The 15185-nt window shown below is 62.4% G+C and carries 14 protein-coding genes; 7 read left to right on the forward strand and 7 right to left on the reverse strand.

All coding sequences use genetic code 11. The features are described from left to right. Nucleotides 1-9: 9 nt before the first annotated feature. Entirely contained in the window at nt 10-1845 is a 1836-nt protein-coding gene (locus tag BLT09_RS13330) for a monovalent cation:proton antiporter-2 (CPA2) family protein (RefSeq protein ID WP_091593667.1), read from the reverse strand. Between the two features lie 252 nt (nt 1846-2097). Here BLT09_RS13330 and BLT09_RS13335 point away from each other — a divergent pair, with 252 nt between their 5' ends. After that, nucleotides 2098-2364: a hypothetical protein gene (locus BLT09_RS13335; RefSeq protein ID WP_023801139.1), complete on the forward strand. Its 267-nt coding sequence runs from the start codon at nt 2098-2100 to the stop codon at nt 2362-2364. 186 nt (nt 2365-2550) lie between these two features. Here the strand turns inward: BLT09_RS13335 and BLT09_RS13340 are convergent, their stop codons facing one another. The 4 genes from BLT09_RS13340 to BLT09_RS13355 all read right to left on the reverse strand — a co-directional run bounded on the left by BLT09_RS13340 (nt 2551) and on the right by BLT09_RS13355 (nt 6625). Beyond that, complete coding sequence (locus BLT09_RS13340) at nt 2551-3105, reverse strand: hypothetical protein (RefSeq protein WP_091593669.1); 555 nt, start codon at nt 3103-3105, stop codon at nt 2551-2553. Nucleotides 3106-3295: 190 nt separating this feature from the next. After that, the gene (locus BLT09_RS13345) at nt 3296-4384 is read right to left on the reverse strand and encodes a YcjF family protein (protein ID WP_091593671.1); all 1089 of its coding nucleotides are present in this window, start codon (nt 4382-4384) and stop codon (nt 3296-3298) included. Beyond that, on the reverse strand, nt 4381-5895 hold the full coding sequence (locus BLT09_RS13350) for a YcjX family GTP-binding protein (RefSeq protein ID WP_091593674.1): 1515 nt from the start codon (nt 5893-5895) through the stop codon (nt 4381-4383). The genes BLT09_RS13345 and BLT09_RS13350 overlap by 4 nt, the downstream gene beginning before the upstream one ends. A gap of 226 nt (nt 5896-6121) precedes the next feature. Further along, entirely contained in the window at nt 6122-6625 is a 504-nt protein-coding gene (locus BLT09_RS13355; protein ID WP_091594010.1) for a SixA phosphatase family protein, read from the reverse strand. Between the two features lie 264 nt (nt 6626-6889). On the opposite strand from BLT09_RS13355, the gene dksA reads away from it, so the two are divergent. Beyond that, nucleotides 6890-7306 (forward strand): RNA polymerase-binding protein DksA, encoded by a 417-nt coding sequence (gene dksA / locus BLT09_RS13360; protein ID WP_006202025.1) that lies wholly within the window; start codon nt 6890-6892, stop codon nt 7304-7306. 84 nt (nt 7307-7390) lie between these two features. Here the strand turns inward: dksA and BLT09_RS13365 are convergent, their stop codons facing one another. Then, the gene (locus BLT09_RS13365) at nt 7391-8137 is read right to left on the reverse strand and encodes a flagellar biosynthetic protein FliO (RefSeq protein ID WP_167366424.1); all 747 of its coding nucleotides are present in this window, start codon (nt 8135-8137) and stop codon (nt 7391-7393) included. 368 nt (nt 8138-8505) lie between these two features. On the opposite strand from BLT09_RS13365, the gene cckA reads away from it, so the two are divergent. Both cckA and BLT09_RS13375 read left to right on the forward strand, forming a co-directional pair. Continuing rightward, the gene (gene cckA, locus BLT09_RS13370; RefSeq protein WP_091593676.1) at nt 8506-11076 is read left to right on the forward strand and encodes a cell cycle histidine kinase CckA; all 2571 of its coding nucleotides are present in this window, start codon (nt 8506-8508) and stop codon (nt 11074-11076) included. Between the two features lie 188 nt (nt 11077-11264). Further along, nucleotides 11265-11975, forward strand: a complete 711-nt coding sequence (locus BLT09_RS13375) for a purine-nucleoside phosphorylase (RefSeq protein ID WP_091594014.1) — start codon at nt 11265-11267, stop codon at nt 11973-11975. Here BLT09_RS13375 and BLT09_RS13380 read toward each other — a convergent pair. After that, nucleotides 11972-12277, reverse strand: a complete 306-nt coding sequence (locus BLT09_RS13380; RefSeq protein WP_027151971.1) for a ribbon-helix-helix domain-containing protein — start codon at nt 12275-12277, stop codon at nt 11972-11974. The two genes, BLT09_RS13375 and BLT09_RS13380, sit on opposite strands and share 4 nt — an antisense overlap. Before the next feature lie 257 nt (nt 12278-12534). Between BLT09_RS13380 and BLT09_RS13385 the strand changes: the two genes are divergently transcribed. The 3 genes from BLT09_RS13385 to BLT09_RS13395 all read left to right on the forward strand — a co-directional run bounded on the left by BLT09_RS13385 (nt 12535) and on the right by BLT09_RS13395 (nt 15176). Then, nucleotides 12535-12930, forward strand: coding sequence for a VOC family protein (locus BLT09_RS13385; RefSeq protein ID WP_091593678.1), 396 nt, complete (start codon nt 12535-12537; stop codon nt 12928-12930). Nucleotides 12931-13009: 79 nt separating this feature from the next. Beyond that, nucleotides 13010-13558, forward strand: a complete 549-nt coding sequence (locus tag BLT09_RS13390) for a Twin-arginine translocation pathway signal (RefSeq protein WP_091593680.1) — start codon at nt 13010-13012, stop codon at nt 13556-13558. 46 nt (nt 13559-13604) lie between these two features. Further along, complete coding sequence (locus tag BLT09_RS13395) at nt 13605-15176, forward strand: GMC family oxidoreductase (protein ID WP_091593682.1); 1572 nt, start codon at nt 13605-13607, stop codon at nt 15174-15176. Nucleotides 15177-15185 lie beyond the last annotated feature (9 nt).

Below are 15185 nucleotides of genomic sequence, written 5' to 3' on the forward strand. Positions count from 1 at the left end.
CTCCAATGTTTAGTCGGCAGGCTCGGATTTGTGCAGAACGCCGGCGGTTTCTTCATTGAGCGCCTGACCGGAGCGGCGCGGCTGGCTGAGCGGTGTCGGAATGGGTGTGCCGATATTGCCCTTGAGGAAGCGCGCTCCGGCGCGAACCCCTTCGGCGAGCTGCAACTCGAAACGGGCGGAATCGCGGTGGCGGACGTCCTCGATCACCTCGGCGACTTCCTCGGGGTCGACGCCCAGTGCTTCCAGCGTGGAGCCGCCGAAGACAAGCGCTGATTCGAAGGTTTCGCGAATCTGGAAATCGACGTCGGCACGTATCAACTGCAGTGCGGTTCCGCGGTCGAAAGCGCGTGCCAGCACGGTGAGCAGGGGAAACTCCGCCTTGATCAGCTTTGCGATGCGGACGGCGACATCGGGCTTGTCGACGCAGATCAACACGGCGCGCGCGCGGCCGGCGCCGGCGGCACGCAGAATGTCCAGCCGCGTGCCGTCGCCATAATAGACCTTGAAACCGAAATCGGCCGCCGCCTGGATCATCTCGACCTCATTGTCGATGATCGAGACGTCGATCCCGCGCAGCAGAAGCGGCTGGCTGGCGATTTGGCCGAAGCGGCCGAAGCCGATGATCAGCACGCTGCCGGTCAGGCCATCGGCGATGTCGACGCCTTCGAGCGACTGCTCGTCGCGTGGCGTCAGATACCGCAATGCCAGAATGGCCAGCGGCGTCAGCACCATGGAGATGATGACGATCGCCGTCAGCGTCGCGTTAGCCTGGCTGTCGATGATGCCGACCGCCGCCGCGGCGGAATAGAGAACGAAGGCGAATTCGCCGCCTTGCGCCATGAAGACGGCGCGCTCGAGCGCCTCCCGGTGGCCGGTCTTGAGGATGCGGGCGACGAGATAGATGCCGATCGCCTTTATCACCATGTAGGCGACGACGTAGATGGCGACAAGCCGCCAGCTCTGGGCAACCACGTGCAGGTCGAGCGACATGCCGACAGCGAGGAAGAACAGCCCGAGCAGCACACCGCGGAAGGGTTCGATGTCGGCCTCGAGCTGATGGCGGAAGGTGGATTCCGACAACAGCACGCCGGCCAGGAAAGCGCCCATCGCCATCGACAGGCCGCTGAGCTGCATGGCAAGCGCCGACCCCAGAACGACCAGAAGGGCGGCGGCGGTCATCACTTCGCGGGCGCGGGCATCCGCCAGGATGCGGAAGAACGGATTGAGCAGGTAACGCCCGGCCAGCACCAGCCCGACGATGGCGGCAAGACCGATGCCCACCTCCGTCAGCCGCTGCGTCAAGCTCATATCGGCGCCGCCCGGTGCCAGGAAAGCGATCAGCGCCAGCAGCGGCACGATCGCCAGGTCTTCGAGCAGCAGGATGGAGACGATGCGCTGGCCTTTGGGCGCGGCCATCTCACCGCGTTCCTCCAGAAGCTGCATGACGATCGCCGTCGAGGTCAGCACGAAACCGGCGCCGGCGACGAAGGATTGCGAGACCGGAAAACCTCCCGCCAGTCCGACCCCGGTCAGCAACAGCGCGCACACGCCGACCTGCAATGCGCCAAGGCCAAAGATCTCTCGCCTGAGGCCCCACAGCCGTGACGGCTGCATCTCCAGCCCGATGATGAACAGGAACATGACGACGCCGAGCTCGGCGACGTGAAGAATGGCTTCCGATTCGGAAAAGATGCCGATGCCGAACGGGCCGATGACCACGCCGGCCGCCAGATAGCCGAGGATGGAGCCAAGCCCGATGCGCTTGAAGATCGGCACGGCGACAACACCTGCGGCGAGCAGCGCCACGACGTGGATCAAATCGCTGCCCGCTGCTTCTGCCGCCATGCCTGCCGTTCCGTTCTCTCTAGGGACCGCTGCACGTGCTGCGGTATCGAGCGGCAAAGATAGGGGCTTCGGTTGAGATCGAACAGTCCGAATCCGGAAACTGGTGCAGCAGTGTTGCAGGCGCGCTCCACAACTTTATCCACCGGCTGCGTTGTGTGTTGCAGAAATCGGGCGCTAAGGACGCCGCGGCCTTGGCCGTGAGGGGCGGATGACGATCAAGTCGGCCGCCTTTTTTCGAGGGAGACGACTGACATGAAGACATTTTTGCTTGTTGCCGTTGGCATCGCGGCGCTTGCCGGATCGGCCTGCTCGAAGGCGCCGGACTGCACCACCGAAATGCTGACCAAGAAGGCCCAGGACATGACCGCAGCCCTTCAGGAGGCAATTACCAAGGATCCGGCCAAGGCAGCCGATCTCACCGCCAAGGTCCAGGCGGTCACAACCAAGTATCAGGGCGCGACGACGGCGGAGGAGGCCTGCAAGGCCTATGACGAGCTGACTGCCGCCATCAAGGCCTGAGAATCGATTTGAGTTTTGCTAAAAGAAGCGGTGGCCGTGGCTGCCGCTTTTTTGGTGAATAGTGAATAGTGAATAGTGAGTAGTCAGTACTCAGTGGTCAGTAGTGAATATCTAATTCCATTCACCATTCACCATTCACTAAATTGCACAGCGCGTTGCATTTTCACTGGATGCGCAGACGATCGTTCAGTTCGGCCCGATGGAGCCGACTTCGAGCGTATCGACGCGCTTCAGCTTCATGCCGATGACCGGCACCAATTGCTGGTCGACGCGCACCGCAACCGTCACTGTCATCGAATTGTCGTTGGGGACAAGAGCCTGCATGACGCCGCGCAACTGGTTACGGTTGATGGTGAAGACGACCTTGTTGGCGCTGACCACATTGCCGCCGATGATGTCGAGACCGGAACCGGCGGCACCGCCCATGAAGCTGCCCTTGTAGCCCTCGCGGCCCTTGTGCTGGATCGTCGCCGACATCTGCTGGGTGAACATGCCGACCCGGCAACCGCCGTCGAGCGACATGCCGATCTTGCCGTCCGGCGTCGAACCGGTGAAATTGCAGGTGAATTTCGTGCCCTTGTATTTGCCGGCGACGATTTCCCCCGGGCCGACCCATTCGCCTTTCACCGATTGAAAGAACTTCTTGTCCCGTTCTGCCGCAAAGGTCTTTTCGGCCATGCCGGCGGTTGTTGAAACCACGACTGCCATGGGCAGGACGCTAGACAAGATCACGCTTTTCATCGACGACACCCGGCAACAAAGAGACTGGTTTGGAACCCATCCGACCATGAACAAGATTGGTTAATGCTTCGTCACCGGTTGCGGATGACCCCGAAAATCGGACGCGATTTGCGCTGGGATCATGGGCAAAACAAACGTGTTGCAGCATCCCTTGGCGCGCCACCAGGACGTGCCGCGTCGGAGACGGTCGTCAGGTGTCGGAAGCGGATGTTTCCTTCTGCTTTTTGGTTGCAAATGATGTCAGCGCGGACAGGAAATCGCCCATGCCGGGCCGCCTCGCGGCGCTGAAGGGCAGGGGCCTTGCGGTCTCCATCGCAGCAATGCCGATGCGCGCCGTCATCATGCCGTTGACGACGCCTTCGCCAAGTTTTGCCGAGAGCCGGGCGGCAAGGCCATGGCCGACGATCTGCTGCACGAAACTGTCGCCGACGGCAATCGAGCCGGTCACCGCCAGATGGGCGAGAACGCTGCGTGCCAGCCGGAAGAACCCCAGCGTGCCCGGCCGGCCGCCATAAAGCTCCGACAGCCGGCGAATCAGCCGGCCGGCTTCGAACACGACATAGGCGACGTCGACCAGAGCGCGAGGGCTGACCGCCGTCACCAGCGACACACGCTTTGCCGCTTCGAGGATCATCACCTTGGCGCGCGCATCGAGGGGACCGAGGATTTCGGTCTCGGCCAGGCGCACCAGATTGCCACCGTCGATGATCTCGTCGCGCAAGTCCGCCAGGGCGCGCCTGCCGGCCGCGGTTTCCGGCTTGGCGGCGACAAAGGCCGAGAGCTCGTCGACCACATCGCGAGCGGCTTTCGGATCGTCGCGGGCGACGGCGTCGAGCGCCCGCTTCTGCAGCTTTTCGACCTCGGCGAGGCGGGCGATCGCCAGGAACTCGCGGGCAAGGATGACCAGGAGCGCGAGCAGCGCGATCACGGCCATGCCGGCGGCCAGCCAGCCCAGCCATTCGGCACGGGCGAACAGATCGCGAATCAGCTGGTCGGTCCAAAGGCCGAGGGCCAGCGAAACCAGAACGCCCAATGCGCCGAAAAACAGGCTGCCTGATATCGAGCGCTGCCGCGGCGCGGTTGCCGGCGGCGGTTCGGCGGCGATGATGTCCGGCTCGTCGAAAACGTCGATTTCCGCCGGCGTGACGACGGCGAGGTCAGCGTTCACGGTGCGCGGTTTTCTGGCCGCAGCGGCGTCGGGCTGGCGCAAGGCCGCCTGTTGCTTTGGCTGGGCTTCCGGCTCAATGCGAAATGCCGCCGGCTTGCGGGGCGGGGTCATGCCAGATGATCTCCGATCAGGAACTGCAGGGCGCGGTCGAGCCTGATATGCGGCAGCGACAGCGTGACGCCTTCGGCAGTGCGTTCGAGTTTTGGCGGGCGAAAGCGCACGAAGCGGATCGCCGGGTCCTCATTGCCCTGCCGATGGCCTGGGCTCTGCCGATGGCCCGGGTTCTGCTGACGGTCTGGTCCGGAGACATCGAACACTGCATCAATTTTCTCCGGCAAGTCACCGGGAAATATGGCTGTTTCTGTTCTGCCGTCAAATGTTTCGCCGTTGATCTTTTCACCTTTCAACGGTGTGCCGATGATGACCGGCAGCGTTTCACGGCCTTGCTTGACCGCGCCTTCCCGGGTCGCTCGCACCGCCGCGAGGGCGACCACATCGACATCGGCGCCGGTGAAATTCGCGCGCGCCACGGCGCGGTCGGCGAGCCGCCGCACGATCGCCTGCAGCCGCTCATGGCTTTCGTGATGCAGATGGTCCGCCTTTGTCGCCGCCACCAATATGCGGTCGATGCGCCTTGAAAAAAAGTCGGTCAGGAAATTGCCGCGGCCGGGGCGGAAACAGGCGAGGATTTCGGTCACCGCACGTTCGAGATCGGCCATTGCGCCGGGTCCCGCATTCAAGGCCTGCAAGGCGTCTATCACAACGATCTGACGGTCGAGGCGCGTGATGTGCTCCCGGAAGAACGGCTTTACGACATGCGTCCTGTAGGCCTCGTAGCGCCGCTCCATCATCGCCTGAAGCGACCCGGGCCGCGCCCGCCGCTCGCTCAGGCCCGGCAACGGCGCGAAGGTCAGCGCCGGTGAGCCCTCAAGGTCGCCGGGCATCAGGAAACGGCCGGGTGGCAGGGTCGAAAGCGCCCGCTCGTCGAGCTTGCATGCCTTGAGATATGCGGCGAAGCTCTCGGCGAGGCGTCGCGCCGTCATCTCATCGGCGTCGGCATTCGGGTCGATTGCGGCGGAGAGCGCGCGCCATTCCTGCGAAAGGTCGGCGCGCACCGGCAGCACGGCCATGTCAAAGGCTTCGCGTGAGAAATCAGCGTAGGATTTCCCGAGCAGCGGCAGGTCAAGCAGCCATTCCCCAGGATAGTCGACGATATCGACCGACAATCTGCCTGATGAGAACATGCGGCTCCAGCCGGAGGCCGATTCATATTCGATGGTAAGCCTCAGCTCGGAAATGGCACGTGTCGAATCCGGCCACAGGCGGTCGTTGACCAGGGCCGCGATGTGGTCCTCGTACTGGAATCGCGGCACGGCGTCATCGGGTTGCTCTTCGAGGAAGGCACGGGCGATACGCCCCGATTTCTGCGCCTCGAACAGCGGCAACCGCCCGCCATGGATCAGATTGTGGACAAAGGCTGAGATGAACACCGTCTTGCCGGCGCGGGAGAGGCCGGTAACACCCAGCCGCAGCGATGGCGAAAAAAGTCCGGTAGCGCGCCCCGACAGCGTATCCAGGGCAATCTTCGCCTCGTCGGTGAAAGTGGTCAGCGATGATGCCAAAATGCGGTCTCTCGGGGCTTCGGTCCGCCCCGATATAGGCGCTGCCGGCTAGTGTGGCGAATCCGAAATTCGCGGTACCTTGGAGCATCGCAGTGAGCGAATTTCGGTTCTAAGTCACACTGGCAAACCATCGTTTCTAGCGTGGTTTTGGATTTGAAGTTCCTGAACGCTGACGCCATTGAAGTGGCAGGAACGTCAAATCCACCACGCTACGTTTGAAATGGCGTCAGATATCGGCCGGCGACAGGAAGGCTTCGAGATAGCCGGTGCCTTGCGCGGCGTTGGCAAGACTGCCTGGAAAACGGACGACCGCGAGGCCGGAGGTCGGGAAGCCGTGGTTCAGCATTCCCCTGGCGACCTCCTCGCCATCACCCGAAAGCGCGATGGTGAGATCTTCCGTCATCGGATTGTGGCCGACGACGAGCAGCGAGCCTGGCCCGCCATTGCCGCGGATGAGGTTGAGATAGCCGGCGGCATCCTCGCTGTAGAGCGTCTCCAGGAACTGAACCCGGCCCGTATCGGTGTGACCGGCAAGGCCTTCAAGCGTTTGGCGCGCTCGCTTTGCATTCGAGCAAAGGGTCAGGTCCGGAATGTAGTTGCAGGCCCGCATGACCGCACCCATCGTATCGGCGTCGGCGACGCCGGATGCGTCGAGTGGACGATCGAAATCGCGCATGCCCGGCAGGGCCCATCCGGCCTTCGCATGCCTCAGCAGATAAAGCTTGCTCACCGGTCCCTCGCTTGTGCCAAACACCGAAACTCGTCAAAAGGCGCTGCGGGATTAGTCATGAGAAACGCCTTGCGCACAATGGCCGGCGCCCTACAAACCTAACGAATCATACGCGAATTCGGTCGCGCCCTTCATGCGAATGATGCGGCCCATGGCGTATTGGCCGAGATTAACAATTGCGTGAATCAGTCGTCGATTGCGCTTGTGCAGCATTCGGTCCGTGAATATATAGGCGCCAAATTTGGGGCTGTCTGGGTGAGTCGAATGAACGACATCGTTACCGCCGATTACGTACCCTCCGAAGACGAGCCGTTCATGAACGAGCGGCAGAAATCCTACTTTCGCCTGAAGCTCGTCACCTGGAAGAACGACATACTGCGCGAAGCGCGCGAAACTCTCGAAATCCTGCAGCAGGAAAACGCCAACCACCCCGATCTCGCCGATCGCGCCTCTTCGGAAACCGACCGCGCCATCGAACTTCGTGCCCGCGATCGCCAGCGGAAACTCATTTCAAAGATCGATTCTGCACTTCAGCGCATCGATGAAGGCACTTACGGCTATTGTGAGGAAACCGGCGAGCCGATCGCGCTGAAGCGGCTCGATGCGCGTCCGATCGCGACCCTGTCGATCGAGGCGCAGGAGCGTCACGAACGCCGCGAGAAGGTCTACCGCGACGACTGAAGCACGGGCGACGCGTCCAAAACGCAGCCAATAGCGATTTGTCAGGGCCGGTCTCCGGCCATTTTTTTGTTGGCTGTTGGCCGGTTATCTCTTCTGGCTGGACAACTCGCCGAGAAGCTTCGTCATCTCGTCATCGAGAGACGACGGCGCTTTCGCCGCCGGCTTGCTCTCCGGCTTGGCGGGGTGCGGGTCATCAAACGGGACCTCGAGCTCCCTCATCAGCGTATCGTCGATGGAATCCTCTTTTGCCAGGGAATTCGGCTTTGCCGGGGAATCCTGTCTTGCCGGCGATGGCGCGTACCGAACAGCATTGGTGTAGGCGGGCAGCGGCGTGATGGTCGCCGATTGAGGGCTTTGCGCTGCTGGCCTCGGCGCCGGTGCGGGCTGATGCGGCCGGACAGGCGTTGGGGCCGTGCTTGCCGGCGGCGGAGACGGTGCTTGCCTCACTGGCGCGGGAGCCGGTTGCGGCGCGCGCGGCGGCGGTGCCGGCTGATGGCCGCCGCCATCTCCGGTCAGTGCAGGACGGCGTAGCGCCGACAGCCTGATGTCGCGTTCGACGACGACGTCGGTCGGGCCGCCGATCAGCAGCAGGTGCTCGATATCGTCGCGGCGCACCAGCACCAACCGGCGGTGACTGTCGACTGCGGTGGCGTCCATCACGGCCAGCCGCGTCTTGCGGTTCCTGCCGCCGGCAACGAATGTTCCAAAAGTCAGATTGCGGACCAGCTTGATGATGAGGAGAACAATGACCACAAGGACAAGCGCGACAAAGGTCCACAGGATCGCCGCGGCATAACCGGGACCCGCCACGCTATCCAGCCACTGCAGCATTGGTGCACCCAAAATCAGCTTTCGAAGAAGACGCGACACTAGACTGTTGCGGCACGCGACTGCAAGTTACGTTTCGCGCTTCGTGAACAGCTTGAAACACCCATGTGGTGGATTTCAAGCTCCTGCGAATTGAGGGCGTCAGCGTCCCCACTTCAATCCACGACGCTGGATTTTCAGCAAGTTGCTGGCGTGATGAATCCGAAATTCGCTCGCGTCGGACCAGGAATGATGCGAATTTCGGATTCGCCGCACCAAGCGCCGAACGGGTGTCATTTTTAGCGGACAGTTGCCGCCAAGGCCTTTTCCGGACCCTGAGAATGTGATTCAACCGGGCAGGGCAAGTACCGGAATTCACGAGCAGGGGGCACATGGCCAAGGAAGCGCGCGGCGATTTCTATCCGGTACCGATCGTCGACCAGAACACGCGACCGGGCGCGGTCACCCGGCTCATCGTCTTCATCGTTGTGCTGACAGGGGCGGCGATCGTTTTCGGCCTTTTCCGAGAACGTCTTGGCGATCCATTCCTGCTTGGAATGCTTGGCGTGCTGGCGATGATCGGTGTCGGCTTCCTGTTCGCCACCGCCATCGGCTTCGTGCAGATCACACCTCGCTCGACGAGTGACGAGCTGTCGAAGGCCTTCGTCGATTCAATGTCGCAAGGCCTTCTGGTCACCGACACCAAGGGTCGTGTCGTCTACGCCAATCGGGCCTATGCCGACATGACGGGCGCGGCTTCTGCGGCGGATCTAAAGACCGTCGAAGGGTTGCTGTCCGATGTTCCCGAGGCCTCGGTGACCATATACCGGCTCGCCTCCGGCCTGCGCGACGGCCAGCCCGGCGACGGTGAGTTTCGCCTTGCCCAATCCATTCGACCCGGCGCCGAGCCGGGCGCGCGCTGGTACCGTGTCCGCGCCCGCGCATTCAGCGTTCCGGGCCAGCGGCTGCCCTTGCTCGCCTGGCAACTCGCCGACATCTCGAAAGAACGGGCCGAGCAGGAGCGCTTCTTCCTTGATCTGCAGGAGGCCATCGACCATCTCGACCATGCGCCTGCCGGCTTCTTTTCGGCCGACCAGGAAGGCCGCGTCACCTACATCAACGCCACGCTTGCGGAGTGGCTGGGCATCGACCTGACGAGCTTCACGCCTGGTGCCGTCACGCTTGCGGAGATCGTCGCTGGCGACGGCATGGCGCTGGTCCGCTCGGTCAAGGCCGATCCCGGCACCACCCGCAATGCGGTCATCGATCTCGATCTGACGACAGTGAAGGGCGAGGCGCTGCCCGTGCGTTTCATGCATCGGGTTTCGGCCAGCCGCGAGGGCGCCAACGGTCCGACGCGCACCATCGTGCTCAACCGGACGCAAGGCGAGGACGCTTCCGCCGATCTGCGCGCCTCGGAGATCCGCTTCACCCGCTTCTTCAATTCGACACCGATGGCAATAGCGGCTGTCGACAACCGCGGGCGCATCCTGCGCACCAACGCGCCTTTCCTGTCGCTGTTTTCCTCCGTCGTCGACGGGGACGCGGTCGATCGGCGCGTGCGGCTGGACACGGTGATCCATGAGCGCGACCGGCCCGCCTTTGCCGCGGCGTTCGAAAAAGCGCGACAACGGCAGGCCGATATCGAACCGATCGATACGCTGCTGCCCGGCAATGAAGAACGGCACATGCGCTTCTACGTCAACGCGGTTGCCGACGGCACCGGCGAGGGCGCCGAAGAATCGGCCATCGTCTACGCCGTCGAGACCACCGAGCAGAAGGCGCTCGAGGGCCAGATGGCGCAAAGCCAGAAGATGCAGGCGGTCGGCCAGCTTGCCGGCGGCATCGCACACGACTTCAACAATGTGCTGACCGCCATCATCATGGCGTCGGACCTGTTGTTGACCAACCACCGCCCGTCGGACCCGTCCTTCCCCGACATCATGAACATCAAGCAGAATGCCAACCGGGCGGCCTCGCTGGTGCGGCAGCTTCTGGCCTTCTCGCGCAAGCAGACGCTGCGGCCGGAGGTGCTCAACCTGACCGACGTGCTTGCCGATCTGCGGATGCTGCTGGCCCGTCTGGTCGGCAACGACATCAAGCTGAAGGTCGATCATGGCCGCGATCTGTGGCCGGTGAAGGTCGACATCGGGCAGTTCGAGCAGGTGGTGGTCAACCTGGCGGTCAATGCGCGCGACGCGATGCCGAACGGCGGCGAGCTCACCGTGCGCACCCGCAATGTGACCACACAGGAGAGCAAGAGCCTTCCCTACCGCGAACTTGCGCCTGCCGATTATGTGGTGGTCGAAGTTGAAGACACCGGCAGCGGCATCGCCCCCGAAGTGCTCAAGAAGATTTTCGAACCCTTCTTCACCACCAAGGAGGTCGGCAAGGGCACCGGCCTCGGCCTGTCGATGGTCTATGGCATCATCAAGCAGACAGGCGGCTTCATCTTCTGCGAGTCCGAGGTCGACAAAGGATCGGTGTTCCGCATCTTCCTGCCGCGCTACATTGCTGAGGCGAGAACGGCAGGCGAGCCCGGCGAGGCGCCGGCTGCACCGGCAAAGGTCGCCGACGCAGCCAAGGACCTGTCAGGTTCGGCCACGGTGCTGCTCGTCGAGGACGAGGATGCCGTGCGCATGGGCGGCATGCGGGCGCTGACGTCGCGCGGTTACACCGTCCACGAAGCGTCCTCGGGCGTCGAGGCGCTGGAAATCTTCGAGGCGCTCGGCGGCAAGATCGACATTGTCGTTTCCGATGTGGTGATGCCGGAAATGGATGGGCCGACGCTGCTCGGCGAATTGCGCAAGCGGCAGCCGGACATCAAATTCGTCTTCGTTTCCGGCTACGCGGAGGACGCGTTCGCCAAGAACCTGCCGGCAGACGCGCATTTCGGTTTCCTGCCGAAGCCGTTTTCGCTCAAGCAACTGGCCACAATCGTCAAGGACGTGCTGGAATCTTAATGCATGTCGCGCAAAAGTGTGCAGCGGTTTTGCGATCACGACATGCACAAAAACAACAACCTAAAGCGCGCCGCATGAGACCGGTCAATGCGACGCGCTTTAGGGCTCACTAATTCGCACTTGCGAAATGGCGTGAGACTGCCATGATTATGGGGCCAAACAGACGGCGGGTTTTGGGGGAGCATGCCGTGACGCCGCACAACGAGGCAGGCAAGGGTGATTATGCGGCAACAGTGCTGTTGCCGGGCGATCCGCAGCGTGCCGAATGGATGGCGGAAACCTTTCTCGAGGCGCCGCGCTGCGTCAACCGTCGAAGGCAGGCCCTCGGCTTTACCGGCTTGTTTCGCGGCAAGCCCGTCAGCATCCAGTCCACCGGCATCGGCGTCTCGTCATTCCTGATCTACGCGCACGAATTGCTCGACTTCCATGGCGTGAGGACACTGATCCGCACCGGTACCTGTGGTGCCCTGACTGCCGCGGTCAAACTGCGCAGTCTGGTGATCTCGCAAGCGGTGCGGGGTGAAAGTTCCGAGAGCGGCCAGGTTTTTGGGCTCTATGGTGCTGATGCCGGACCCGATCCGGGTCTGGTTTCCCAAGCCCTGGCCCGGGCTGCCGAAATCGGCATCGAACATCAGGCCGGGCTGACCATCTGCAGCGACATATTCTATCACCCCAAGGGGCGCGACCGCTTCGCCGAAGCGCAGGCACAGGGCGCGCTGGCCGTGGATATGGAGACCAGCGCGCTCTATCGCATCGCCGCGCATTTCGGCGCCAGGGCCTTGTCGATGCTGACTGTCGTCGACAATGTGGTGACCGGCGAGCAAACCGATTATTCCGAACGCCAGGCGCTCTTCACCGATATGACCCGCCTGGCGCTCGATGTCGCGATCGAAAGTTAAGCTGCCTGCCGCTTCGGCGCCGTGTGTTCTTCGATGCCGGGCCGATGGCCGCGCAGATAGAGAGCACAGGTCGTGCGCAGCATCGAGGCGAAGTTCGGAATCTGGCCATTGATCTCGATGGCCTCGTCATAAAGCTTCGAGATGAATTTCGGCGTCGTCAGGCCCTGGCTGTCGGCGATCTCGTCGAGCAATGCCCAGAACGTCGCCTCGAGCTGGATGCTGGTCGAATGCCCGTCGATACGAATCGACCGGTTGATCTGCCGGTAGCCATCCGGATCCTGCCCGGCAAAAACCCTGCACATCGTTACCTCCCGTTCTTATTGATCTGGTCGTTCTTATTGATTTTGGGCGCAATCGGCAGTGATTCGCGCCTTTGGCAGTGCCTTGTCGTGGCCAATTATCTTCAGCTGGAAAGCGGAAAACAGCAATCGGACTTTCGTCCTTAGGCGGTTTTCCCCGTCGTTAGATTAGCGCGTGGTAATCGGCTGCCACCACGTTTGCCGCAACCCGCGCATAATCACGCCGACGCGCACATCGCGCTTACCGCACGGAGTGTCATTTGGCGAAGGCGATCCACACCATGATCCGGGTTCTCGACGAGGCCCGGTCCGTCGACTTCTACCGGAAAGCGTTTGGACTGGACGTCGCCGAACGGCTCGATTTCGAAACCTTTACGCTGGTCTATCTGAGCAATGCCGAGGCGGAGCTCGAGGTCGAGATCACCGTCAATAAGGGCCGCCAGGAGCCTTATGCGCTCGGCGACGGCTACGGCCATCTCGCGGTTTCGGTCGCCGATCTGGACAGCGAACATGACCGGCTCGGCGCGCTTGGCCTGATCCCGAAGAAGATCGTCGAGCTCAACCGCGACGGAGCGCTGCTCGCACGCTTCTTCTTCATCGAGGATCCCGATGGCTACAAGATCGAGGTTCTGCAGCGTCAGGGCCGGTTCAAATAGGAGATACGACGGCCGCGCCGGCCAGCGCGGCGCCAGCCAGGGCACCTTCGGGTGCAGACAGCAAGCAAGGGAGGAACAATTGGTCACAATTTATGAGAGCAAGCCGGTCCATGAAACGAAGCCAGTTCTATCGCGCCGCGAGCTACTGAAGCGCGGCGGTGTCGGCGCGCTGCTGGTCATTTCAGGCAGTGCCGTCATCAGCCCGGAACATGCCTGGGGTCTCGAAACATCCGCGCTCAAGCCCGAAACCATGGCGACCCTGATCCAGATGGCGCGCGACATCTACCCGCACGACCAAGTGCCTGACAAATATTACGCAATTGCCGTCAAGGCGCACGATGAGCAGGCCGGCAAGGACCCTGCCCACAAGGACCTTATCGAAAAGGGTATCGCCGATCTCGACTTGAAATCGGGCAAGGACGGCTACACCGGTCTCGGCTGGGAGGAGCAGCGCGTTGCGGTGCTCAGGGATATCGAGGACACGCCGTTCTTCCAGGCCGTCCGCGGCGGGCTTGTCGTCGGCCTCTACAACCAGAAGGAGGTCTGGCCGATCTTCGGCTACGAGGGCGAATCCTACTCCAAGGGCGGCTACATGGCGCGCGGGTTCGACGACATCGAGTGGCTCTGAGCCCCATCGTCGCAACCGCACACAACAGACATCATGGGAGGAAACCTTGGCAGCACCATTTGATCTCAACAACGACGGCGTGGTCGTCATCATCGGCTCGGGCGCCGGCGGCGGCACGCTCGGCAATGAGCTTGCGCAGAAGGGCATCGATGTCGTCATGCTGGAGGCGGGCGCCCGTCACGAATACGAGGATTTCATCAATGACGAGTGGGATTCATTCGCCCAACTCGCCTGGACGGACAAGCGCACGACCTCGGGCGACTGGCGGGTGGCGAAGGATTTCCCCAACCTGCCGGCATGGATCGTCAAGGCGGTCGGCGGCTCGACCACGCACTGGGCAGGCGCCTCGCTGCGCTTTCAGGAGCACGAATTCAAAACGCTTTCGACCTACGGAAAACTGGAAGGCGCGAACCTGCTCGACTGGCCGATCACGCTTGCCGAGCTCGAGCCCTACTACGCAAAGGCCGAAGACAAGCTAGGCGTGACGCTCACCAGCAACATCCCGGGCCTTCCCGGCAACAACAACTTCAAGGTGATGAAGGCCGGCGCCGACATGCTCGGCTACAGGGAGTGCCACACCGGCCGGATGGCAATCAATTCCGAGCCGCGCGACGACCGCAATGCCTGCCAGCAGACCGGCTTCTGCTTCCAGGGCTGCAAATGGGGCGCCAAATGGTCGACGCTCTACAGCGAAATTCCCAAGGGCGAGGCGACCGGCCATCTCGAGGTCAGGCCGAATGCCATGGCCATCAAGATCAACCACGATGCGTCGGGCAAGGTAACCGGGGTCGTCTATGCCGACAAGGACGGCAGACTGAGGGAACAGAAGGCCCGCATCGTCGCGGTCGCCGGAAATTCGATCGAAAGCCCGCGGCTGCTGCTCAATTCGGCATCGAGCCAGTTTCCCGACGGCCTTGCCAATTCGTCGGGGCAGGTCGGCAAGAACTACATGCGCCACACCACCGGCTCGGTCTACGGCATCTTCGACAAGCCGGTGCATATGTATCGCGGCACCACCATGGCCGGTATCATCCGCGATGAGGCCCGCAACGATCCCTCGCGCGGCTTCGTCGGCGGCTACGAGTTAGAGACGCTGTCGCTCGGCCTGCCGTTCATGGCCGCCTTCCTCAATCCCGGCGGCTGGGGGCGTTCCTTCACCACGGCGCTCGACCATTACGACCACATGGCCGGCATGTGGATCGTCGGCGAGGACATGCCGCGCCAGGAAAACCGCATCACGCTGCATGCCGATATCAAGGACGCGCACGGCATGCCGGTGGCGGACGTCCATTTCGACGACCATGCCAACGACACGGCGATGCGCAACCACGCCTACAAGCAGGGCTCGGCGCTCTACGAGGCGGTCGGGGCGACGCGGACCTTCCCGACGCCACCCTATCCGTCGACCCACAATCTCGGAACCAATCGGATGAGCGAGAAGGCGGCCGACGGCGTCGTCAACAAGCATGGCCAGGCGCACGACATCAAGAACCTGTTCGTGTCGGATGGCAGCCAGTTCACCACGGGCGGGGCTGAAAATCCGACATTGACGATCGTGTCGCTGGCGATCCGTCAGGCCGAGTACATTGCCGGACAAATGTCGGCCAAAAGCATCTAGCCATAGCCT

The sequence above is a fragment of the Mesorhizobium muleiense genome, assembly GCF_900099905.1.
Taxonomy (GTDB): Bacteria; Pseudomonadota; Alphaproteobacteria; order Rhizobiales; family Rhizobiaceae; genus Mesorhizobium; species Mesorhizobium muleiense.

What these genes read in the sequence shown, in the direction of transcription:
- BLT09_RS13330 (WP_091593667.1), bottom strand. Translation starts at nt 1,845, where the DNA reads ATGGCGGCAGAAGCAGCGGGCAGCGATTTGATCCACGTCGTGGCGCTG.
- BLT09_RS13335 (WP_023801139.1), top strand. Translation starts at nt 2,098, where the DNA reads ATGAAGACATTTTTGCTTGTTGCCGTTGGCATCGCGGCGCTTGCCGGA.
- BLT09_RS13340 (WP_091593669.1), bottom strand. Translation starts at nt 3,105, where the DNA reads ATGAAAAGCGTGATCTTGTCTAGCGTCCTGCCCATGGCAGTCGTGGTT.
- BLT09_RS13345 (WP_091593671.1), bottom strand. Translation starts at nt 4,384, where the DNA reads ATGACCCCGCCCCGCAAGCCGGCGGCATTTCGCATTGAGCCGGAAGCC.
- dksA (WP_006202025.1), top strand. Translation starts at nt 6,890, where the DNA reads ATGAACGACATCGTTACCGCCGATTACGTACCCTCCGAAGACGAGCCG.
- BLT09_RS13365 (WP_167366424.1), bottom strand. Translation starts at nt 8,137, where the DNA reads ATGCTGCAGTGGCTGGATAGCGTGGCGGGTCCCGGTTATGCCGCGGCG.
- cckA (WP_091593676.1), top strand. Translation starts at nt 8,506, where the DNA reads ATGGCCAAGGAAGCGCGCGGCGATTTCTATCCGGTACCGATCGTCGAC.
- BLT09_RS13380 (WP_027151971.1), bottom strand. Translation starts at nt 12,277, where the DNA reads ATGTGCAGGGTTTTTGCCGGGCAGGATCCGGATGGCTACCGGCAGATC.